18 protein-coding genes are annotated in these 21,171 nt (G+C 65.1%); 14 read left to right on the top strand and 4 right to left on the bottom strand.

Annotation, left to right across the window (positions count from 1 at the left end; all coding sequences use genetic code 11):
* Positions 1 to 125 precede the first annotated feature (125 nt).
* The 8 genes from IE083_RS08065 (at position 126) to accD (ending at position 9,524) form a co-directional block, all read left to right on the top strand.
* Positions 126 to 2,291, top strand: coding sequence for a motility hub landmark protein FimV (locus IE083_RS08065; RefSeq protein WP_189353097.1), 2,166 nt, complete (start codon positions 126 to 128; stop codon positions 2,289 to 2,291).
* A gap of 26 nt (positions 2,292 to 2,317) precedes the next feature.
* Entirely contained in the window at positions 2,318 to 4,402 is a 2,085-nt protein-coding gene (locus IE083_RS08070) for a FimV/HubP-related protein (protein WP_189353098.1), read from the top strand.
* 2 nt (positions 4,403 to 4,404) lie between these two features.
* Entirely contained in the window at positions 4,405 to 5,016 is a 612-nt protein-coding gene (locus tag IE083_RS08075) for a hypothetical protein (RefSeq protein ID WP_189353099.1), read from the top strand.
* Positions 5,013 to 5,801, top strand: a complete 789-nt coding sequence (gene truA, locus IE083_RS08080; protein WP_189353100.1) for a tRNA pseudouridine(38-40) synthase TruA — start codon at positions 5,013 to 5,015, stop codon at positions 5,799 to 5,801. Before IE083_RS08075 ends, truA begins: the two co-directional genes overlap by 4 nt.
* Before the next feature lies 1 nt (position 5,802).
* Positions 5,803 to 6,426 (top strand): phosphoribosylanthranilate isomerase, encoded by a 624-nt coding sequence (locus tag IE083_RS08085; protein ID WP_189353101.1) that lies wholly within the window; start codon positions 5,803 to 5,805, stop codon positions 6,424 to 6,426.
* A 52-nt stretch (positions 6,427 to 6,478) separates the two neighbouring features.
* Positions 6,479 to 7,678: a tryptophan synthase subunit beta gene (gene trpB, locus IE083_RS08090; RefSeq protein WP_120811087.1), complete on the top strand. Its 1,200-nt coding sequence runs from the start codon at positions 6,479 to 6,481 to the stop codon at positions 7,676 to 7,678.
* Positions 7,679 to 7,774: 96 nt separating this feature from the next.
* On the top strand, positions 7,775 to 8,569 hold the full coding sequence (gene trpA / locus IE083_RS08095; RefSeq protein ID WP_189353102.1) for a tryptophan synthase subunit alpha: 795 nt from the start codon (positions 7,775 to 7,777) through the stop codon (positions 8,567 to 8,569).
* A 79-nt stretch (positions 8,570 to 8,648) separates the two neighbouring features.
* Entirely contained in the window at positions 8,649 to 9,524 is an 876-nt protein-coding gene (accD, locus tag IE083_RS08100; RefSeq protein ID WP_189353103.1) for an acetyl-CoA carboxylase, carboxyltransferase subunit beta, read from the top strand.
* An 82-nt stretch (positions 9,525 to 9,606) separates the two neighbouring features.
* On the opposite strand, the gene serA is transcribed toward accD, so the two are convergent.
* On the bottom strand, positions 9,607 to 10,836 hold the full coding sequence (serA, locus tag IE083_RS08105) for a phosphoglycerate dehydrogenase (protein WP_189353104.1): 1,230 nt from the start codon (positions 10,834 to 10,836) through the stop codon (positions 9,607 to 9,609).
* A 79-nt stretch (positions 10,837 to 10,915) separates the two neighbouring features.
* Between serA and IE083_RS08110 the strand changes: the two genes are divergently transcribed.
* Positions 10,916 to 12,304 carry a D-2-hydroxyglutarate dehydrogenase gene (locus tag IE083_RS08110; protein ID WP_189353105.1) on the top strand — a complete coding sequence of 463 codons (1,389 nt, stop codon included), beginning with the start codon at positions 10,916 to 10,918 and terminating at the stop codon, positions 12,302 to 12,304.
* Positions 12,305 to 12,421: 117 nt separating this feature from the next.
* On the opposite strand, the gene astE is transcribed toward IE083_RS08110, so the two are convergent.
* Both astE and IE083_RS08120 read right to left on the bottom strand, forming a co-directional pair.
* The gene (gene astE / locus IE083_RS08115; protein ID WP_189353106.1) at positions 12,422 to 13,435 is read right to left on the bottom strand and encodes a succinylglutamate desuccinylase; all 1,014 of its coding nucleotides are present in this window, start codon (positions 13,433 to 13,435) and stop codon (positions 12,422 to 12,424) included.
* Between the two features lie 109 nt (positions 13,436 to 13,544).
* On the bottom strand, positions 13,545 to 14,333 hold the full coding sequence (locus tag IE083_RS08120) for an alpha/beta fold hydrolase (protein WP_189353107.1): 789 nt from the start codon (positions 14,331 to 14,333) through the stop codon (positions 13,545 to 13,547).
* Between the two features lie 136 nt (positions 14,334 to 14,469).
* Here IE083_RS08120 and IE083_RS08125 point away from each other — a divergent pair, with 136 nt between their 5' ends.
* Entirely contained in the window at positions 14,470 to 16,275 is a 1,806-nt protein-coding gene (locus IE083_RS08125) for a GGDEF domain-containing protein (protein WP_229799657.1), read from the top strand.
* Positions 16,276 to 16,434: 159 nt separating this feature from the next.
* Here the strand turns inward: IE083_RS08125 and IE083_RS15965 are convergent, their stop codons facing one another.
* Complete coding sequence (locus IE083_RS15965; protein WP_268245125.1) at positions 16,435 to 16,566, bottom strand: hypothetical protein; 132 nt, start codon at positions 16,564 to 16,566, stop codon at positions 16,435 to 16,437.
* A 182-nt stretch (positions 16,567 to 16,748) separates the two neighbouring features.
* On the opposite strand from IE083_RS15965, the gene IE083_RS08130 reads away from it, so the two are divergent.
* From IE083_RS08130 to IE083_RS08145, 4 genes are all read left to right on the top strand, one after another.
* Positions 16,749 to 17,873, top strand: coding sequence for an ABC transporter ATP-binding protein (locus IE083_RS08130; protein WP_189353108.1), 1,125 nt, complete (start codon positions 16,749 to 16,751; stop codon positions 17,871 to 17,873).
* An 11-nt stretch (positions 17,874 to 17,884) separates the two neighbouring features.
* A complete protein-coding gene (locus tag IE083_RS08135; protein ID WP_189353109.1) occupies positions 17,885 to 18,802 on the top strand; it encodes an ABC transporter permease subunit in 918 nt (305 codons plus the stop codon).
* Positions 18,795 to 19,646, top strand: coding sequence for an ABC transporter permease subunit (locus tag IE083_RS08140; protein WP_189353110.1), 852 nt, complete (start codon positions 18,795 to 18,797; stop codon positions 19,644 to 19,646). The genes IE083_RS08135 and IE083_RS08140 overlap by 8 nt, the downstream gene beginning before the upstream one ends.
* Before the next feature lie 145 nt (positions 19,647 to 19,791).
* Complete coding sequence (locus IE083_RS08145; RefSeq protein WP_189353111.1) at positions 19,792 to 21,081, top strand: NAD(P)/FAD-dependent oxidoreductase; 1,290 nt, start codon at positions 19,792 to 19,794, stop codon at positions 21,079 to 21,081.
* The last annotated feature ends 90 nt before the right edge of the window (positions 21,082 to 21,171 follow it).

Raw genomic sequence — 21,171 nt, forward strand, 5'->3', positions numbered from 1 at the left:
CTGTCCGCTTGCAAAATTTATCAGGCCGGTTTGATAATCGCCGGCAGCCTTGCCGAAGCAGATGGCGGATAAATGAGCGGCAACAGCGTCAGAGCAAACAACACACCGAAAGGTAGCAAAAAAGAATGCTGGCCAAGAAAAAACTGAGCGTATTACTGCTGTCAGTGGCATTTTCTTCTGCAGCCTGGGCAGGTTTGGGGGGGGTGGTCGTCAAGTCCAATCTTGGCGAACCGTTGCGTGCCGAGATCGAGCTGAGCGGCCCGGATGGCGATGTGCAGCGGGTCGGCCTGGCCTCCCAGGATACCTTTCGCGAGTTGAAAGTCGATTACGCGCCGCTGCTGAGCAGCCTGCGCTTCACGCTGGCCCTGCGCGCCAACGGCCGGCCGTATATCCGGGTCACGTCGCTGGCGCCGATCAGCGAACCCTATCTGCGCTTCGTGGTAGAAGCAAAAATGCCGGGCAGCCGTTCGGTGCGCGAGTACACCGTGCTGCTGGACCCGGTCGATTATGCGCTGCCATCCAGCCAGGCCCCGGTGCCGGCCGCCGTCCGGCCTCAGGCTGAACGGCCTGCGCCGGCCGCCGCCGCACTGCCGCTACTGCCAAGTCACGAACATGCCGCTGCCGATCGTTTGCCGCCGGATCGTGTCCGCGTGCGGCCGGGGCAGACCCTGCACCAGCTGGCGGCGTCGCTGGCGCTGCCGAATGTTTCGCTGCGCCAGGTGATGGCCGCGCTGCTGGAGGCCAATCCGCAGGCCTTCGTCGCCGGCAATCCCGACCAGTTGCGCGCAGGCGCACGCCTGAGGGTGCCGCCGCTGTCACAAATCCGTGCCCTGGGGCGCGAACGCAGCAACAGCATACTCGCTGCCGGGCGAACACCGCAGGTCGGGGCGGCGCCTGTTGCCGCAGCGCCGGCCGCGGCTCCTGCCGCGACTGCCGGGCAGGCCAAGCCGACAACAGAGCAAGTGGTAAAGCTGGAGCCGGTTACCGCTTCGGCGCCGGTGCCGGATACTTCTGCCACGGCCACGGCCACGGCCACGGCCACGGCACAGGCACTGCAGCTGCAGCAGGCACAGCAGAAGATTGCCGAACTGGAGAAACGCCTCAATGCGCTGCAGGCAGCGGCCGCCTCGCAGCCGGTACCGGCTGCCGAGGAGCATGGCGAGCCGTTGCTGGACCGGGTAATGGCCTACCTGCCGCTGATCGGCGGCGCTCTGGCCACGGTATTGCTGGGACTGGCAGCCATCATCATGCTGCGCCGCCGCCGCCGCCGCCGGGCCGGCGCCGCAGGCCAGGGCGATGCGGCCAACCTTTTGCGCAAGTCGCCGCTGCAGCCGTCGCACACCGACCCGGTAACTGCCGGCAATACCTTCCTCACTGACTTTACCCGTAGCGGTAGCGGTGGTGCCGAGGCCGGTGATGTCGATCCGATTGCCGAGGCCGAGGTCTATCTTGCCTACGGCCGCGATCAACAGGCCGAGGAAATCCTGAAAGAAGCGCTGGCGAAAGACCCGACCCTGCACGATGTGCGAGCCAAGTTGCTGGAAATCTACGCGTCACGCCAGGATCGTGCCGCTTTTGAATTGCATGCCAGGCCGCTGCATGACGCACTGGGCGGGCAGGGCACACTGTGGGACAAAGTTGCCAGGCTGGGGCGCGGTATCGACCCGGGTAATGCGCTGTATGGCGGTACTGTCGTTGCCGCCGACGCGGTATCCGACAGTGCTCCCGCCGTATCACCGGTGGATATCGATCTCGATAGCGAGCTGATGGGCAATATGCCGGCCGCGGCAACCGAACCGGCAGCGCCGGTTGTGGATGATGACCCGCTGCGCACAGCCCTGCTCGGCGATGATCCGTTCGCGGCAGATGCGCCACCCAAGGCACTGGCACCGGAGCTGGACATCGAAAACCTGCTCGCCGATGCCGAGGAAGTAGTGGCAACGCCGGCGCCGGCCGAGCCGGAGCCGGAAGAGAGCAAGCACATGCTGGACTTCGATTTCCAGCTGGATGCACCGTCAAGCGACGGCAGCCCGCTGGAAACGTTGGCCGCAGCCGGGCCGGATGCCAATAGCGTCGATTTCGATTTCGGCCTGGATAATCCGGAAACTCCGGCAGTCAGCACCGAGGGCCTGTCGGTATCGGACGATCCGCTGTCGACCAAGCTGGATCTGGCCCGCGTTTATCTGGACATGGGCGACAAGGATGGCGCACGCGAAGTGCTGGAGGAACTGGTGGCCGAGGCGGACGGGACGTTGAAGCAGGAAGCCGCCAATCTGCTGTCTTCGCTTTGATGCTGCCCTGGTGATCGTCGATGAGAATGAACGCTAGCCAAGCGCATTTCACCCTGCGTCCGGCACTGGCCGGCCTGCTGGCTGCCTGCATGGCGCTGCCGGCATGGGCGGGTCTTGGCGCACTGCGGGTGCTGTCAGCTGCCGATGAGGCATTTTATGCCGAAGTGACCGTCGAACCGGAAGCCGGGCTCAGTGCGCCGACGGCGTCGCTGGCATCACTCGAACGCTATCCGATGCTGGGGCCTTACACCGAGGCTGCACGACAGCTGGCGATCCGTACCAGCGAGGTGTCGCCCGGCCGCTACCTGATTACCTTATCCGGCCCGGTGCCAGTCCATGGTCAGGATCTGCACTTTGCCCTTGAGCTGGCCTGGCCTTCCGGCCGTGCCATCCGCGAATATCACCTGCCGGCATCGGGGCAGTGGCCGGTAACGCCCGACAAGAAACCTTCACCGCACAGTGCCTTGCCCGCGGAAAAACCGGCCTTCATCACCGGCACGACATCGCCCGCTTTCGGTGCCGGACGGGTGTTGTCGGTACGCGGGCTGCCGTTGCGCATGGAAGTCGAGCTGCTGGGCGACTGGCCGGCAACCGATCAGGCCGGCCAGTTTCAGCTGACGGCATTGCACGGGCTGACTGATGCGCAAGCGGTACGCTTTGGCACACGCAGCCGTGGCGGTCGCCTGTTCTTGCAGCTGCATCATCCGCAGCCGGTAACGGCCGGCCGCATCGGCTTTGAATTGCAGGCCCGGCAGGGCGAGGCGGCAGTGGTGCGCCGTTTCAGTGTCGCCGTGCCCAGGGCCGGCCAGCGCTATCGCAAGCATGTACCACCACTGGCACAAGCACTGCCGGTGGATGGCTACCGTGTCAAGGTGGGGGACAGTCTGTCCCGGCTGGCTCAGCGCTATGCCCCGGCAGCGCAACAGGCATGGATGGCCGAGGTGCTGGTGCGCAACCCGCAGGCATTTGCCGGTGGCGACCGTGATCTGCTGTTTGCCGGTGCCTGGCTGGCACTTCCACAGGGCAAGCCGGCTCCGGCACTTGCACCCCGAACCAGGACCGTGGCACCGGCGGAAGTGGCGGAGCCACCGTCACAATCGGCCCAGGTCGGTCAGAAACTGAAGGCGGCACAGCAGCGCATGAAATGGCTGGAAGCGGAAATCAGCCGGCTGGAGGCTGCGCCAGCGCCAACGGCCAGTGCCGCGCCCGCGATGCCGCCGTTGTCGGACAGCGAGGCGGCGTTTCTTGATGGCCGCTTGACGGAGTGGGTGCTGACCGGTGTCGGCGGTATTTCCGTGGCCAGCCTGCTGGCGTGGATGCTGCTGCGGCGCCGCAAGCAGAAACCGGCGGTTGTCGCAGCAGAAACAGGCCAGACGTTGGCCGCGACGCCGCAGGATGCGGCACCGGCTGTGCCCGTGCCGCCACCCGCGCCAGCTGACGATATCAGGCTCGATACCATCGACGTACTGGCCGAGGTGGAAGTGCTGTTGGCGTATGACCGGCGCGAGGCAGCCGAGGCGCTGCTGCGCAATGCGCTGGATGCCGAGCCTGAGCGCGAGGATCTACGCATCAAGTTGCTCGACCTGATCGCCGTGCAGGGCAATCGCGGCGAGTTCGAGTCGCTGGCGCTGGACGTACTGGCGGTATTCGGCCCGCTGAGCGGTCTGTGGACTCGGGTGCAGCAGCTGGGTGCCACGCTGGATGCGGACAACCCGCTGTATCGTGCCATCGAGCGGCCGATGGGCGAGGCCGTGGTGCTGGCCTCTGCGCCGGCCGCGAACGAGGTACCCGAGGTGCCGTTGCCGGTGGCAGAGGACGTATTGCTGTCGATGCCGGAATCAACGCCTGAGCCGGTGCCTGAGTCAGAGCCGGTGCCAGAGCCGGTTTCCGCTCCTGAACCCGTTCCGGAACCGGTCGAGAAACGACGCGCCGCCGACTTCGCCGCCAATGACCGGCAGCCGGTGTCGGTGGCAGGCGAGCTGTCGGAGCAGGCAGCGATTGCCGAGCTGGCGCAGCTCTATCGCGAGATGGGGGACAGCGAGATGGCCGATACCCTGCTGCGCGATGCCGGGCTGCTGGAAGCGCCCAAAGAAGCGGTGGACGGCTCCTGATCGTGCGCGGCCATCCCGTACTGGCGCTGGTGGCGTGGTTGCTGCTGGTGCTGGTGCTGCAAGCCTGGTCCTGGCCGGCGCTGTCCCTGTTGTTCCTGTTCTGCCTGCCCCTGTTATGGCGGCAGCTGTGCCTGGCGCTGCGGCGCATGCGCTGGCTGCTGCTGACCCTGCTGCTGGTGACTGCCTGGTCGGTGCCGGGTGACGCGCTGTTTGCCGCCGCGTGGTCGCCGTCACGGCAGGGGTTGGCGCTGGCGTTGCAGCAGCAGTTGCGGTTGCTGTTGCTGATGGCCAGCCTGCGCTGCGTCTGGCTGCAACTGGGGCAGCAGGGCATGCTGCAGGCGCTGGCGTGGCTGTTGCAGCCGCTGGCGTGGCTCGGCCTGCCGCTGGAGTGCTTGCTGCTGCGGCTGGGGCTGACGCTGTTTTACGCCGAGCACTGGTTGCAGCATCCGCCGGCGCTGAGCCTGGCGGCGTGGCGCGCGGCGCTGGCGGCGCAGCTGACACAAGCCCCGGCGGATGAGGTAAAGTTAGGCTTTTCGCCGTGGACCATGCGTGACACGTTGGCCTTGTTGCTGCTGTTGCTGTTGTCCGGCTTACTCGTGAAAGTGGGACAATGAGAGTTGCGTTGGGCGTGGAGTATGACGGCCGTGCGTTTTCCGGCTGGCAGACGCAACCCGGTGGTAACACCGTGCAGGACAAACTGAACCAGGCGCTGTCGCGCATCGCCGGTCACCCGGTGACCACCCTCGCCGCCGGCCGTACCGATGCCGGCGTGCACGCGCTGATGCAGGTGGTGCACTTCGACAGTGATGCCATTCGCCCGCTCAGCGCCTGGGTGCGCGGCGTCAATGCCCATCTGCCACCCGAGATCGCCGTGGTGTGGGCGCGGAAGGTCAGTGACGAATTTCATGCGCGTTTTTCCGCGTTTTCCCGCTCTTACCGTTATTTCCTGCTGACGCACCCGGTGCGCCCAGGGCTGACCGCCGGCCGCGTCGGCTGGTACCACCAGCCGCTGGATGTGGCCGCGATGCGCTCGGCGGCGGCGGTGCTGCTGGGGCGGCACGATTTTTCCAGCTTCCGCGCGGCCGAGTGCCAGGCCAAGTCGCCGCTGAAAGACCTGCAGCAGCTGGACATCAGCGAAGTGGACGGCCTGCTGCGTTTCGACCTTACCGCCGACGCCTTCCTGCACCACATGGTGCGCAATATTGTCGGCGCGCTGCTGTATGTCGGCACCGGTCGCCTCGATACTGCCGGCATGACTGCGCTGCTGGCTGCCGGTGATCGCACCAAGGCGCCGCCGACCTTCATGCCCGACGGCCTGTACCTGACCGGGGTCGGCTACCCGGCGCAGTTCGACCTGCCGTCGCAGGCACAGGCCGCGCGCCTGACCCTGTGGAGATAAGATGAGCGTTCGCATCAAAGTATGTGGCTTCACCCGTGTCGAGGATGCGGTGGCGGCGGCCAAGCTTGGCATCGACGCCATCGGCCTCGTGTTCTACGACAAGAGCCCGCGCCACGTCGGCATCGCACAGGCGCAGGCCATCATCGCCGCGCTGCCGCCGTTCGTGACCGTGGTGGCGCTGTTCGTCAACGCCAGCCGTGAAGAAGTGGAAAACGTGCTGGCGCAGTGCGCCATCGACGTGCTGCAGTTTCACGGTGAAGAGTCGCCCGAGTTCTGCCGCAGCTTCCACCGGCCGTACCTGAAGGCGGTGCGGGTGCAACCCGGTGCCGATCTGCAGACGTTGGCCGCACGGTACCATGACGCGCGCGGCCTGCTGACCGATGCCTTTGTCGAGGGCGCGCACGGCGGCACCGGCAAGACCTTTGACTGGACGCTGATCCCGCCGCAACTGCCGTTGCCGCTGATCCTGTCCGGCGGTTTGGACGAGCACAATGTCGCCGACGCGGTGCGCCGCGTGCGCCCGGCGGCGGTCGACGTGTCCAGCGGCGTCGAGGCCGGCAAGGGCATCAAGAGCCCGCAGCGGGTGGCGGATTTCGTCGCAGCGGTGCGGGCGGCACAGAATTAACACGGCGCGCCACCGCGTGCCGCCACCATCATCAAACCATCAGGAGCATTCCATGAGCAGTTATGACTTCCCCGATGCACGCGGTCACTTCGGCCCGTACGGCGGTGTCTATGTAGCGGAAACATTGATGGCAGCCCTGGACGAGCTGAATGCCGAGTATGCCCGTGCCAAGGCTGATCCGGCGTTCTGGCAGGAATATCACTACGAACTGAAACACTTTGTCGGCCGCCCGAGCCCGATCTACCACGCCAAGCGCTGGTCGGAACAGCTCGGCGGCGCGCAGATCTACTTCAAGCGCGAAGACCTCAATCACACCGGCGCGCACAAGGTGAACAACACCATCGGCCAGGCGCTGCTGGCGCGGCGCATGGGCAAGAAGCGCGTGATCGCCGAGACCGGTGCCGGCCAGCACGGCGTGGCCTCGGCCACCGTCGCCGCGCGCTACGGCATGGAGTGCGTGGTGTACATGGGTTCGGAAGACGTGAAGCGCCAGGCACCGAACGTGTTCCGCATGAAGCTGCTCGGTGCCACCGTGGTGCCGGTGGAATCCGGCTCCAAGACGCTGAAAGACGCGCTGAACGAGGCGATGCGCGACTGGGTCACCAATATCGACAGCACCTTCTACATCCTCGGCACCGCCGCCGGCCCGCATCCGTACCCGATGCTGGTGCGCGACTTCCAGCGCATCATCGGTATCGAGGCCAAGGAGCAGATGCAGGAGATGGTCGGCCGCCAGCCGGACATGGTGGTGGCCTGCGTCGGCGGTGGCTCCAACGCCATCGGCATTTTCCATCCTTATGTGGAGGTGGAGGGCGTGCGTCTGGTCGGCGTCGAGGCCGGTGGTGACGGGGTGGCCACCGGCCGCCACGCGGCACCGCTGTCGGCCGGCAAGCCGGGCGTGCTGCACGGCTTCCGCAGCTACCTGATGCAGGACGAGAACGGCCAGATCATCGAGACCCACTCGGTGTCCGCCGGCCTCGACTACCCGGGCGTCGGCCCGGAGCACAGCCTGCTGAAGGACATCGGTCGCGCCGAATACGTGGCCATCAACGACGACGAGGCACTGAAGGCGTTCGAGGACTGCTGCCACCTGGAAGGCATCATCCCGGCGCTGGAGTCCAGTCACGCGCTGGCCTATGCTGCCAAGATCGCGCCGACCATGGCCAAGGATCAGATCATTCTGGTCAATCTGTCCGGCCGTGGCGACAAGGACATCAACACCGTCGCCGGTCTGATGGGCCTGACCCTGTAATGTGGCCAGGGTTGGCCGCACGCTGCGGCCAACCTTTGCCGCTCCCCGATGATACCGGCCGGCGCGCTGTGCCTGCCGGCTGCAAGGAAACGCGTGATGAGCCGTATTGCTGAAACCTTTACCCGCCTGCAAGCCGCCGGCGAAAAAGCCCTGATCCCGTTCATCACCGCCGGCGATCCCAATCCCGGCCTGACCGTCAGCCTGATGCACGGTCTGGTGGAGGGTGGTGCCGACGTGATCGAACTGGGCATCCCGTTCTCCGATCCGATGGCCGATGGCCCGGTGATCCAGCGCGCCAGCGAACGTGCGCTGCTGCACAAGGTCGGCCTGCGCAACGTGCTGGGCATGGTGCGCGAATTCCGTCGCAGCAACCAGCAGACCCCGGTGGTGCTGATGGGCTACCTCAATCCGGTGCACGTGCTGGGCTACGAGGTGTTTGCGCAGGAAGCCGCCGCCGCCGGTGTCGACGGCGTGCTGACCGTGGACTGCCCGCCGGAAGAGGCGGCCGAGCTGTCGGCGGCGCTGATCGCCGCCAAACTGGATCCGGTGTTCCTGATTGCACCGACCACGCCGCTGGCGCGGGTCAAGCAGATTGCCGCTCTTGCGCGCGGCTATGTCTACTATGTGTCACTTAAGGGTGTGACCGGTGCCGGAAATCTGGACATTGACGACGTAGCGCGTAAAATTGCCGCCCTTAGAGAATTTCTTGATGTGCCGATCGGTGTCGGCTTCGGAATCCGCGATGCCGAAACGGCGCGCGCCATCTCCACCGCCGCGGATGCGGTGGTGGTCGGCAGCCGCCTGGTGCAGGAAATCGAAGCGGCGACACCCGAAACTGCCAAAGAGCAGCTTACCCGTCTGGTGGCATCGCTGAAGGATGCCATCCGTTAGAACAATGCTGGTCACCCGTGCCAGCACCCTGCGGCCAACGTTACCGTTGGCCGCAACGTATTGATTCAAGGAGTCAGCAATGAGCTGGTTGAATAAACTCCTGCCGCCTAAGATCAAGCGCGATCCGCGCACGAGCAAGGCGTCGGCGGTACCGGAAGGTTTGTGGAGCAAGTGCCCCGCGTGTGAGGCGGTGCTGTACCACACCGACCTGCAGGCCAATTTGCAGGTATGTCCCAAGTGTGACCATCACCACTCGCTGAATGCCCGCGAGCGGCTGGACATGCTGCTGGATGCGGAAGGCCGTCGCGAGATCGGCGCCGAGGTCAAGCCGATCGACATCCTGAAGTTCAAGGACAGCAAGAAGTACCCCGACCGTCTGGTCGCCGCGGCAGAAAGCACCGGCGAGGACGACGCGCTGGTGGTGATGCAGGGCAGTATCCATAACATGCCGGCGGTGGTCGCCGCCTTCGAGTTCCGCTTCATCGGCGGCTCGATGGGGTCGGTGGTCGGCGAGCGTTTCGTGCGCGGCGTGCAGGCGGCCGTCGAGGCGCGTGCGCCCTTCATCTGCGTCGCCGCCTCCGGTGGTGCGCGCATGCAGGAAGGCCTCAACTCGCTGATGCAGATGGCGAAGACCTCGGCTGCGCTGCAGCTGTTGTCCGACTACCAGCTGCCGTTCATCTCCATCCTCACCGACCCGACCATGGGCGGCGTGTCCGCCTCGTTCGCCTTCCTCGGCGACGTGGTGATCGGCGAGCCAGGTGCGCTGATCGGCTTTGCCGGCCCGCGCGTGATCGAGCAGACGGTGCGCGAGACGCTGCCGGAAGGCTTCCAGCGCTCGGAGTTCCTGATCGAAAAAGGCGCGCTGGACATGATCGTTGATCGCCGCGAGCTGAAGCTGCGCGTGGCGACACTGGTGGCGATGCTGATGAAGGAAGCACAGCCGCTCAGCGCCTGATCGTCGCGGCTGCCAGACAAAACGCCACGGCTTGCCGTGGCGTTTTTGCGTTTACGGCCAACGTTGGCCGCAAGCGCTGAGCCTAGTACAGCACGCGGCAGCGCAAGGTGCCGGGGATCTGCTGCAGCGCCTCCAGTGCCGGCTGGCTGGCGGCGCTGTCGGTTTCGATCACCACGTAGCCGATCTCGTCGCTGGTCTGCAGGTACTGCGCGGCGATGTTGATGCCGAGCTTGGAGAAAGCGTCATTGATGCGCGCCAGCACCCCGGGCTGGTTCTTGTGGATGTGCAGCAGGCGGCACTTGCCGGGGTGCGCCGGCAGTGAGGCCTCGGGGAAGTTGACCGCGGTCAGCGTCGAGCCGTTGTCGCTGTACTTCACCAGCTTGGCGGCCACTTCGCCGCCGATATTGGCCTGCGCCTCCAGCGTGCTGCCGCCGATGTGCGGCGTCAGGATCACGTTGTCGAATTCGCGCAGCGGCGACAGGAACTCCTCGCCGTTGCCCTCCGGCTCCACCGGGAACACGTCGATGGCGGCGCCGGCCAGGTGCTTGCCAGCCAGTGCGGCGGCCAGCGCCTCGATCACCACCACCGTGCCGCGCGAGGCGTTGATCAGATGGCTGCCGGCCTTCATCGCCGCCAACTCGGCGGCGCCGAACATGTCCTTGGTCTGTGCCGTTTCCGGCACGTGCAGGGTGACCACGTCGGATTCGGCCAGCAGCTCGTGCAGCTTGCCGATCTGGCGCGCGTTGCCCAGCGGCAGCTTGTTCTCGATGTCGTAGAACACCACCTTCAGGCCCAGGCTTTCCGCCAGCACCCCGACCTGGGTGCCGATGTGGCCGTAGCCGACGATGCCCAGCGTCTTGCCGCGCACCTCGAAGCTGCCTTCCGCCGATTTCAGCCAGCCGCCGCGATGGGCGAGGGCGTTTTTCTCCGGGATTCCGCGCAGCAGCATGATGCTCTCGGCGATCACCAGCTCGGCCACCGAGCGGGTGTTGGAGAACGGCGCGTTGAACACCGGGATGCCGCGGCGGCTGGCGGCGGCGAGGTTGACCTGGTTGGTGCCGATGCAGAAGCAGCCGACGGTGATCAGCTTTTTCGCCGCCTCCAGCACCTCGTCGCTGAGCTGGCTGCGCGAGCGGATGCCGACGATGTGGGCATCGGCGATGCGCTCCTTCAGTTCGCTGTCCGGCAGTGCCTTCTTGTGATACTCGATGTTGTGGTAACCATTGTCACGGAAGGTGTCGAGTGCACTCTGGTGCACGCCTTCCAGCAGCAATACCTTGATCTTGTCCTTGGCGAGCGATACGGTTTGCATGATGCGAATGGCCCTTTGTTGACTAAATTTCTCGGGTATTATGACCCCGATTGCCGTTTTTTGACTAGAGAGAGCGCACATGCTTGCACCGCAACAGCTGGCCGAACTGGGCCGCCTGCTGGCCGCCGACCGCGTGGCCACCGATACCGATACCCTGACGCGCTACGGCCTGGACTGGACGCGCTATTTCACACCCGATGCCGCTGCGGTGCTGTTTCCGAAAACGGTGGAGGAGGTGGTGGCGCTGGTGCGCTGGGCGCAGCGCGAGCAGTTTGCGCTGGTGCCGTCCGGCGGCCGCACCGGCCTGTCCGGCGGCGCGGTGGCGCGCAACGGTGAGCTGGTGGTGTCGTTCGATCGCATGAACGCGATCCTGGAGCTGGACAAGGTTGGCCGCACCGTGCGTTGCCAGGCGGGGGTGATCACCAGGACGCTGCAGGAATTCGCGCGGGCCAACGGCCTGTACTACCCGGTGGATTTTGCCTCCAGCGGCAGCAGCCAGATCGGCGGCAATATCGCCACCAACGCCGGCGGCATCAAGGTCGTGCGCTACGGCATGACCCGCGAATGGGTGGTCGGGCTGAAGGTGGTCACCGGCGAGGGCGAGGTGCTGGAGCTGAACCACGGCCTGGCGAAGAACAATACCGGCTACGACTTCCGCCACCTGTTCATCGGCTCGGAGGGCACGCTGGGCTTCATCGTCGAGGCCACGCTGCGGCTGGCGCGGCCGCCGGCGGAGCTGGCGGTGATGGTGCTGGCGGTGCCGAATCTTGCCGACATCATGAATATTTTCAACGCCTACCGCGACAAGCTGGACCTGACCGCGTTCGAGTTCTTCTCCGAGCAGGCGCTGCGCCACGTGCTGGCGCGCGGTGCGGTGCAGCGGCCGTTCGACGAGGCGGCCGACTACTACGTGCTGCTGGAGTTCGAGAAGATCGCGCCGGACACCGAGACGCAGGCGCTGGCGCTGTTCGAGCATTGCGCCGAGCAGGGCTGGCTGGTCGACGGCGTGCTGTCGCAGTCGCAGCAGCAGGCGGCGGAGCTGTGGCGCCTGCGCGAGGACATCAGCGAGTCCATCACCCCGTACAAGCCGTACAAGAACGACATCGCGGTGGTGGTCAGCAAGGTGCCGGCCTTCGTCGCGCAGCTGGACGAGATCCTGGCGCGCGAGTACCCGCAGTTCGAGGTGGTGTGGTTCGGCCACATCGGCGACGGCAACCTGCACATCAATGTGCTGAAGCCGGAGGCGCTGGCCATCGACGACTTCCGCCGCGCCTGCGAACAGGTCAACAAGTACGTGTTCGAGCTGGTGCGCGACTTCAAGGGCAGCATGTCGGCCGAGCACGGCGTCGGCCTGCTCAAGCACGACTATCTTGACGTCAGCCGCAGTCATGCCGAAATCCGGCTGATGAAAGCGATGAAATCGCTTTTTGATCCGGATGGCATTATGAACCCGGGCAAGCTGGTGTAAGCGGCAGACGATGCCCGAAAAATGCGCGGCGTCAGCAAACTGCTGACGCCGCGCTGTTTTTTTTGGCTTTCAACAGCTTATCCACAGCTTTTTCCCTGTTTGGCTGTGGATAAGCGCTCAATCCAGCTGGCAGGGGCTGATCACGATGCCGGCACGCAGGCCGACGCCGACCTTGGGGTTGGGGAACAGGATGCGTTCTTCGCCGCCGTCGGCGACGTAACGGATGTCACCATCTTCGGCAATTGTCATGCCATGCGGAAGGGCGGTGAAGTTCTCCACGCTGTCGGCCAGGTGCAGCCTGAACTGCTCGCTGTGCTTCACCAGATCGTACTTGGCGTGGAACACCGCGAAGCGGCTGGCGTCGTAGGCCGGCAGCGGCGGGGTGCTGCCGGAGACCAGGCGCCGCAGCGCGCGGTCGATGCCGGCGAAGCGGGCGAGGTCGTTGTCGCCGAACGGCCGCGCCTTACCCAGCTCCAGCGTCAGCGCGTCGGCGTGGAAATGGTGGCTGGTGTAGTAGCTGAAGGTGGCCGCCGGCTTGCTGTGCAGCAGCAGGGTGCTGACGTCGGCGCTTTCCAGCCACAGCAGCTGTTCGCGCTTGTGTGGCCGGCCGTCGGTGTACGGGTAGATGGCGAACTTCTCGAACACCGAGCCGCGGATGGCGGTGTGCAGGTCGTAGTGCAGGCGCTGCACGCCGGCCGGCGCGGCGCGGAAGAAGTCGGCGGCCAGCCGTTCCAGCTCGGCGGCGCGGCGTGCCTCCTGCGCCTGCGGCTGGCTGATGTGGGCGCCGTTGAACAGCCGGTTCATGTCGTAGTCGGTAAAGCGCGCGCCGCTGCGCATCGCCACCGGATTGCCCAGCATGACCAGCAGCCGGCAGCGCAGCGGCATGGCGCCGGCGAGCAGGTCGTTGACGATGCTGTTGACCACTTCGATCGGGGCGGTCTCGTTGCCGTGGATGCCGGTGGACAGCAGCACGTGGTCCAGCGTGTCGGCGGCGTCCAGCGGCGCCAGCACCAGCACGCCTTCGGCCAGCCACTGCAGGCTCAGGGTCGCGGTCTGCCACTGGCGGGGGGCGGCAAAGCGGCCGTCCAGCGTGGCGTGCAGAAAATCACGGGCGGGGGCAAACGGCGTCATGGGGTGTCCTGTGCTTGTGGTGTTGCCCCATTCTAATCAAATGCCCGCCGGCGCCAACGCGGCTGTCACCGCCTTGTCCGTATATGGCGCAAACCGGACATTCGCCGCCTCAGGCTTCGGCGAAGCGACTGATCTGCTGCGCGAAGGCGGCCGGCGCCTCGAGGTGGATGGCGTGGCCGGCGCCGGGCAGTACCGTCAGTGTCGAGCCGGCGATGCCCTGGTGCAGCAGTTCCGACTGGTACAGCGGGGTGAGGCGGTCTTCGCTGCCGACGATGATGTGGGTCGGTACCCTGATTTCGTCCAGCCAGCTGCGCGCGTCGTGTTCACGGATGCCGGCCAGAATGCGTTCCACCCCCGGCCAGTCCACCGTGGCGGCGATGGTGCGCAGGTCCGGCAGCATCTGCGCGCTGCTGACGAAGAAGCGGCTGGAAAACAGCCACGGCAGGCTGATGTCGAAGCGCAGTCCGGGGCCGCCGGCCTGTTGCGCCGCGCTCCAGCTCTGCGCGATGTAAACGTTGGCCGCATCCGACCACGCCAGCGTCGAGGCCAGCAGCAGCCGCGACAGCCGCGCCGGATGGCGGCGGGCAAAGTGCAGTGCCACCATGCCGCCGTAGGACAGGCCGGCGAGGTAGCACTGTTCGATGCCGAGGTGGTCGAGCAGCGCGGCGGCGTCGTCGGCCTGCTGCGTCAGCGGGTAGCTGTCCTGCACCCGCCGTTCGCTCTGGCCCTGGCCCTGGAAGTCGAGACGGATCAGCTTGAAACGCGGCTCCAGCAACGGCGCCATCAGCGTCCAAGCGGCGGTGCTCATGGTCAGGCCGTTGAACAGCAAGAGCGGCTGTTCGCCGTGGCCACTGACTTCGTAATACAGCTGGCGTCCGTCGTGCTGCAGCATGGGCATGGCGTCTTCCTTGTCGGATACGGTTAATGTCAGTGTGGTGCAGGAAGCGCCGGCCCGCAATAGCGGTTGCCGCCGCTATCGCCGATTTGTCATGTTGCGGTGCTAGCATTGCCGTTCTTGGAAACGGACTTGTGCAATGGAAACCATGCAGGAAACCACCACCGTCAGTGTCGCGTCGGGCCTGGTGCATCAGGCGCTGCTGGAGCAGATCATTCATGACGGACAGGTGCAGGTAGTGTTCCAGCCCATCGTGCAGCTGGCTGACGGCGAGCTGTACGGCTACGAGGCGCTGGTGCGCGGGCCGTCCGACTCCATCCTGCATTCACCGGTGATGCTGTTCGAGCAGGCAGCGCGCGCCGGCCTGTCCGGGGTGCTGGACCAGGTCTGCATCGCCGCGATTCTGCGCCAGTTTGCGCTGCGCCAGCTGCCGGGCATCCTGTTCATCAATGTCATTCCCGATACCCTGCTCAGCGCCGATGTCTCGGTCGAGGCGCTGCTCGGCTTGTTGCAGCTGAACGGTGTGCCGCCGCAGCGAGTGGTGCTGGAGCTGACCGAGACCCGTCCCAATGCCGGCTACCCGGTGTTGCGCCAGGTGGTGGACGAGCTGCGCCGCACTGGTTTGCGGCTGGCGCTGGATGATCTGGGCGAGGGCTTTTCCAATCTGCGGTTGTGGTCGGAGCTGCGTCCGGACGTGGTCAAGCTGGACAAGTATTTCGTGCAGAACATTCATGCCGACCCGCTGAAGGCGCAGTTCGTGCGCTCGCTGGTGGACATGGCGCGCGCCTCCGGCGCCCTGCTGGTGGCAGAAGGGGTGGAGCAGGCCGAGGAGTTGCGCGTGCTGCGCGAGCTGGGGGTGGCGATGGGGCAGGGCTACCTGATCGCGCGGCCACAGGCCGATCCCGGCAATGGCTGCCATTATCCGTTGCCGCGTGCGCCGCAGCACGCCGGTGTCCGGCGTCAGCCGGTGGCACGCGACCTGCTGCAGGAGGTGCCGTATCTGAGCACCGCGCACAGCTGTGAGCAGGCTTACCAGATGTTTGCCGCCTCGCTGCAGCGCTTTGCCATTCCGGTGCTGCACGAGCAGCGCCCGGTGGGGCTGCTGACACGGCACCATGTGCTGGAAACCTTTGCCAGACCATTCAACCGTGAGCTGTTCGCCAAGAAGCCATGCATGGCGCTGGCCGATGACAGGCCGCTGCTGGTGGCGGCGGAGATGGATATCCAGTCGCTGTCCGGGCGGGTGGTGGAGGCTGAGCAGCGCTACCTGGTCGATGGTTTCATTATCGTAGAGGATGACGCCTATCTCGGCATGGGCACCGGCTATGACCTGATGCGCCTGATCAGCGAGATGCAGCTGTCGGCGGCGCGCTACGCCAACCCGCTGACCGGGCTACCGGGCAACGTGCCGATCGGCGAGGAGGTGCAGCGGCTGCTGGAGGGCGAGCGCCCGTTCGTGGTGGCTTATGTCGATCTCGATCATTTCAAGCCGTTCAATGATCACTACGGCTACGGCGCCGGCGACGACCTGATCCGCGAGCTGGGGCGGACTTTGCTGTCGCAGCTGGACATGACGCTGGATTTTGCCGGCCATATCGGCGGCGATGACTTCGTACTGTTGTTGCAGACTTGCAACTGGCGGCGCCAGTTGCAGGCCATCATCCAGCTGTTCGATCAGCGGGTGCAGGCGTTCTTTTGTGCCGCAGCGCGCCAGGCCGGTGGCTATCACATCGCCGACCGCAGTGGCAAGATGCAGTTCTTCCCGCTGACCAGCGTGTCCATCGGGGTGCTGCCGGTATTGCCGGGGCGCTTCCGGTCGCACTATGAAGTGGCCGCGGCGGCGACACAGGCCAAAAAAATGGCGAAAAAACAGGAAGGTAGCAGCCTGTTTGTCGAAGCGCGCGAGTTCCCTGTTCTGGTGCGGCCAACGGTGCCGGCTGTTTGAGTAATTAAACATTGTTGTTGTGCGAGGTGGTCGTCAAGCACGTTATGCTGCGGGGCAGCATGAACGTGCTGTTTAAGTGCATGATTCGCTAATGCTTTTTGATTTCCCGTTTTTTGTGCGGTTCTTCCGTTTCTTCTTGTCAATTTTATTAAACGTGCGCTACTCTTTTTTCGACGGGTGGTGGCGTTTGTGCGCACGCCGCGGCAGATAGCCGGTGCCGGTGTCCGGGTGCTCCGTGCGAGCCGGGTAGCGGTCGGGGCCGGTCATGTCGCAAGCAATGCAGCGGTGCATACAACAATCCCGTTTTTAAGTGCTGTTGCCGGCAAATGCCTGCGGCCGCGGATATTGCCTGCAAGGTTGGCCGCAAGTAGGGTGTCGGTTTATGTTGAATGGTGCGGTATCTACCGCGCCATGATGACGAAGACGTACGAAAATATCACAGGGACGGACCACGTCCTTCAGGGGAAACAATCATGGTTGATGCTGCAAAGCAATCTGCTAGCGAAAAGCCTTATCTGTCGATTACCAATATCGTCAAGAAATTCGGGGACACCGCAGCCGTCGATGGTGTGACACTGGACATCCGGCGCAAGGAAATCTTTGCCCTGCTCGGCAGCTCCGGCTGCGGCAAATCCACCCTGCTGCGCATGCTGGCGGGCATGGAGCGGCCTACTTCCGGCCAGATCATTCTCGATGGCCAGGATATCACCAGGCTGGCGCCGTACGAGCGCCCGATCAACATGATGTTCCAGAGCTACGCGCTGTTCCCGCACATGAGCGTGGCGGACAACATCGCCTTCGGCCTGAAGCAGGACAAGATGCCCAAGGGCGAGATCGACGCCCGCGTGGCGGAGATGCTGGACCTGGTGCAGATGCGCAAGTATGCCAACCGCAAGCCGTACCAGCTGTCCGGTGGCCAGCAGCAGCGTGTCGCGCTGGCGCGCAGCCTGGCCAAGCGCCCGAAGCTGCTGCTGCTGGATGAGCCGCTGGGCGCACTGGACAAGAAGCTGCGCCAGCAGACGCAGCTGGAACTGGTCAACACGCTGGAGAAAGTCGGCGTGACCTGCATCATGGTGACCCATGACCAGGAAGAGGCGATGACCATGGCCACCCGCATCGGCATCATGAGCGAGGGCCAGCTGCTGCAGGTCGGCACCCCGGCGGAAATCTACGACTACCCCAACTGCCGTTTCACCGCCGAATTCATCGGCGACACCAACCTGTTCACCGGCCCGGTGGTGGTCGACGAGCCGGACCGTGTCGAGATCGAGGCCGCCGAGCTGGGCGGGCGCATCTGGATCGACCACGGCATCACCGGCCCCAAGGGCATGCAGGTGTGGGCCAGCATCCGGCCGGAAGACGTGCGCGTCGACCGTGATCCGGTGGCCGCCGGCCCCAACGCCGCCAAGGGCGCAGTGACGGAGATTGCCTATTTCGGCAGCTATTCCGTCTATCATGTTAAGCTCGGCAGCGGCAAGGTGCTCAAGGCGATGGTGCCGGTCAACCGCTGGCACGAGGCCAATCTGGAGCCGCCGACCTGGGGCGACCAGGTCTACGTCAGCTGGCGCGCCGACATGCCGGTCGTGCTTACCCGCTAAGGAGCTGCGACATGAATATCCAGCGCCTCTTCAAGCGCCTCAAGCCCGGCCGCGGTGCGGTGATCTCGATTCCGTACTTCTGGCTGCTGCTGTTTTTCCTGGTGCCGTTCTTCATCGTGCTAAAGATCAGCTTCGCCGAGCAGGATCTCGCCATTCCGCCATTCACCAGCCTGATGAACCTGGAGGAGGGCGGGCTGCTGCATATCACGCTCAACCTCGGCAACTTCGACTTCATCCTCAGCGACGACTTCTACGCCAAAACCTATTTGTCCTCGCTGCAAGCCGCACTGTTCACCACGCTGATGTGCCTGCTGCTGGGCTATCCGATCGCCTATGCCATCGCGCGCACCGATCCGGCACGCCGCAATGTACTGCTGATGCTGGTAATGCTGCCGTTCTGGACCTCGTTCCTGCTGCGTGTCTACGCCTGGATGGGCCTGCTCAACGAAAACGGCCTCATCAACAGCTTCCTGCTGGCGATCGGCCTCGTCGACGAGCCGCTGCCGCTGTTCCACAACAACTTCTCGCTGTATCTGGTGATGGTGTATGCCTATCTGCCGTTCATGATCCTGCCGCTGTTCTCGCACCTGGTGAAGATGGACGGTCGCCTGCTGGAAGCGGCCAGCGATCTCGGTGCCGGCCCGATCAAGGCCTTCTTCACCATCACGTTGCCGCTATCCAGGAACGGCATCATCGCCGGCTCGATGATGGTATTCATCCCGGCGGTCGGCGAATTCGTGATTCCGGAGCTGGTCGGTGGCCCGGATACGCTGATGATCGGCAAGGTGCTGTGGAACGAGTTCTTCGACAACAACAACTGGCCGATGGCCGCCGCGGTGGCGACGGTGATGGTGCTGCTGCTGATCGTGCCGATTGCGTTCCTGCACCGTTTCGAAACCCGCCAGCTGGAAGGAAAAGGCAATGAATAATCAACAACTGTCCCCCTTCCTCAAGGGCATGCTGCTGCTGGGGCTGCTGTTCCTGTACATCCCCATCGTCAGCCTGGTGGTGTACTCGTTCAACGACTCCAAGCTGGTGACGGTATGGGGCGGCTTCTCCACCAAGTGGTATGTATCGCTGTTCCAGAACGAGCAGATCATGTCTGCGGTGAAGCTGTCGCTGCAGATCGCGCTGGCCAGCGCCACCGCGGCGGTGATTCTGGGCACCATTGCCGGCTTCGTGCTGGCGCGCTTCAAGCGCTTTCCGGGCAGCTCGCTGTTCGCCGGCATGATGACGGCGCCGATGGTGATGCCGGAGGTGATTACCGGCCTGTCGATGCTGCTGCTGTTCATCTCGATGCAGCAGCTGATCGGCGTGCCGGCCGAGCGTGGCTTCTTCACCATCTGGGTCGGCCACACCACGCTGTGCATGGCCTACGTCGCGGTGGTGGTGCGCTCGCGGCTGCTGGAAATCGACCAGTCGCTGGAAGACGCGGCGATGGACCTGGGCGCGCGTCCGCTGAAGATCTTCTTCGTGATCACGCTGCCGCTGGTGACGCAGGCGATTGCCTCCGGCTTCCTGCTGTCGGTGACACTGTCGCTGGATGATCTGGTGATGACCGCTTTCCTGTCCGGTCCCGGTTCCACCACCCTGCCGCAGGTGATCTTCTCCAAGGTGCGCCTCGGCCTGAATCCGGAAATCAACGCGCTGGCCTCGATTACCGTGCTGGCGGTCGGTGTACTGGTGATTGTCGCCAACTACCTGATGCTGAATTCGCAGCGCAAGCGCGAACGGGCACTGGCGGCGGCGATGCGCGAAAGCAACGCTAGCTGACAATGACGGGTGCCGCCCGGCGCCCCCGGACGGCGGCGTTGCGAGGCTCCGCCGTTTTTTTTGCCCGACCTATCCTGCCGCTTGTCAAAAAGGGACTGATCTTGCCGTTTACCCTGCCGTTTTCCTGACCACCAACGAGGACTCTATGCTCAATTACGCCCACCAGCCGCATGCCCCATCCTATTACGCCGCCACCGCCGTGCCACGGGCGCCGGGTGCCGCGCTGCAAGGGCGGGTGGACTGCGACGTGTGCGTGATCGGCGGCGGCCTGACCGGGGTGTCCACCGCGCTGAATCTGGCCGAGCGCGGCCTGCACGTGGTGCTGCTGGAAGGCTCGCAGATCGGCTTTGGCGCCTCCGGCCGAAACGGCGGCCAGGTGATCGCCGGTTACGCCTGCGAAATGGACACCATCCGCCAGCAACTGGGTGACGAGCTGGCCAAGGTGTTCTGGCAGATGTCGCTGGAGGCGATCGACATCATCGAGCAGCGGGTACGGCGGTACGGCATCGCCTGCAACTGGACGCGCGGCTACTGCACCGCGGCGGTGAAGCCGGCGCACCTCGACGACCTGCTGGCGTGGCAGCACGAGGCGGAAAGCTTCTACGGCTACCGCCACTACACGCTGTGGGACAAGGAAACGTTGGCCGCCAACCTCGCCTCGGATCGTTATCAGGGCGGGCTGTTCGATCCGCTGGCCGGGCATATCCATCCGCTGAACTATCTGCTGGGGCTGGCCGCCGCCGCGCGCGCGGCCGGCGCGGTGCTGCATGAGAACTCGCCGGTCACCAGTATCGAGGGTGGCGAACGGCCGCTGGTGCGGACCGCGCAGGGCGAGGTGCACTGCCGGCAGCTGGTGCTGGCCTGCAATGCCTTCGTCGGCCAGCTGGTGCCGGCACTCAATCGCCGCATCATGCCGGTCGGCACCTATGTCATCGCCACCGAGCCGCTGGGCGAGGCGCGCGCGCGCGGCCTGATCGCCAACAATATGGCGGTGTGCGACACCAATTTCGTGCTCGACTACTACCGCCTGTCCGCCGACCATCGCCTGCTGTTCGGCGGCAAGGTCAGCTACTCCGGGCGCGAGCCGCGCGATCTGGCCGGCAGCATGCGCGCCGACATGCTGCGCGTGTTCCCGCAGCTGGCCGACGCGCGGATCGACTACGCCTGGGGCGGCTTTTGCGACATCACCATGAACCGGGCGCCGGACTTCGGCCGCCTTGCGGCCAACGTTTACTACGCGCAGGGTTTCTCCGGCCACGGCGTGGCCATCACCGGGCTGGCCGGCAAGGTGCTGGCCGAGGCGATCAGCGGCGACGACAGCCGGCTGGCACTGTTCGAGCGACTGCGCCACCGCCGCTTCCCCGGCGGCGAGCTGCTGCGCACCCCGGCGCTGGTGCTGGGCATGGCCTGGTACCGGCTGCAGGATCGCCTCTGAGCCGGTGCTCCCGGTGCGGCACGGCTATAGTGAGGCGATGGTGTCGTGCCACATAACGGTGCGCCGGTGTCGGCGTTTTGCCTCATGTTG

Origin of the sequence: Vogesella fluminis (genome assembly GCF_014652335.1) — a bacterium.
GTDB lineage: Bacteria > Pseudomonadota > Gammaproteobacteria > Burkholderiales > Chromobacteriaceae > Vogesella > Vogesella fluminis.

Coding starts and splice junctions, on each gene's coding strand:
- IE083_RS08065 (WP_189353097.1), top strand. CDS start 126: ATGCTGGCCAAGAAAAAACTGAGCGTATTACTGCTGTCAGTGGCATTT.
- IE083_RS08070 (WP_189353098.1), top strand. CDS start 2,318: ATGAACGCTAGCCAAGCGCATTTCACCCTGCGTCCGGCACTGGCCGGC.
- truA (WP_189353100.1), top strand. CDS start 5,013: ATGAGAGTTGCGTTGGGCGTGGAGTATGACGGCCGTGCGTTTTCCGGC.
- IE083_RS08085 (WP_189353101.1), top strand. CDS start 5,803: ATGAGCGTTCGCATCAAAGTATGTGGCTTCACCCGTGTCGAGGATGCG.
- trpB (WP_120811087.1), top strand. CDS start 6,479: ATGAGCAGTTATGACTTCCCCGATGCACGCGGTCACTTCGGCCCGTAC.
- trpA (WP_189353102.1), top strand. CDS start 7,775: ATGAGCCGTATTGCTGAAACCTTTACCCGCCTGCAAGCCGCCGGCGAA.
- accD (WP_189353103.1), top strand. CDS start 8,649: ATGAGCTGGTTGAATAAACTCCTGCCGCCTAAGATCAAGCGCGATCCG.
- serA (WP_189353104.1), bottom strand. CDS start 10,836: ATGCAAACCGTATCGCTCGCCAAGGACAAGATCAAGGTATTGCTGCTG.
- IE083_RS08110 (WP_189353105.1), top strand. CDS start 10,916: ATGCTTGCACCGCAACAGCTGGCCGAACTGGGCCGCCTGCTGGCCGCC.
- astE (WP_189353106.1), bottom strand. CDS start 13,435: ATGACGCCGTTTGCCCCCGCCCGTGATTTTCTGCACGCCACGCTGGAC.
- IE083_RS08120 (WP_189353107.1), bottom strand. CDS start 14,333: ATGCCCATGCTGCAGCACGACGGACGCCAGCTGTATTACGAAGTCAGT.
- IE083_RS08125 (WP_229799657.1), top strand. CDS start 14,470: ATGGAAACCATGCAGGAAACCACCACCGTCAGTGTCGCGTCGGGCCTG.
- IE083_RS15965 (WP_268245125.1), bottom strand. CDS start 16,566: ATGCACCGCTGCATTGCTTGCGACATGACCGGCCCCGACCGCTACCCG.
- IE083_RS08130 (WP_189353108.1), top strand. CDS start 16,749: ATGGTTGATGCTGCAAAGCAATCTGCTAGCGAAAAGCCTTATCTGTCG.
- IE083_RS08135 (WP_189353109.1), top strand. CDS start 17,885: ATGAATATCCAGCGCCTCTTCAAGCGCCTCAAGCCCGGCCGCGGTGCG.
- IE083_RS08140 (WP_189353110.1), top strand. CDS start 18,795: ATGAATAATCAACAACTGTCCCCCTTCCTCAAGGGCATGCTGCTGCTG.
- IE083_RS08145 (WP_189353111.1), top strand. CDS start 19,792: ATGCTCAATTACGCCCACCAGCCGCATGCCCCATCCTATTACGCCGCC.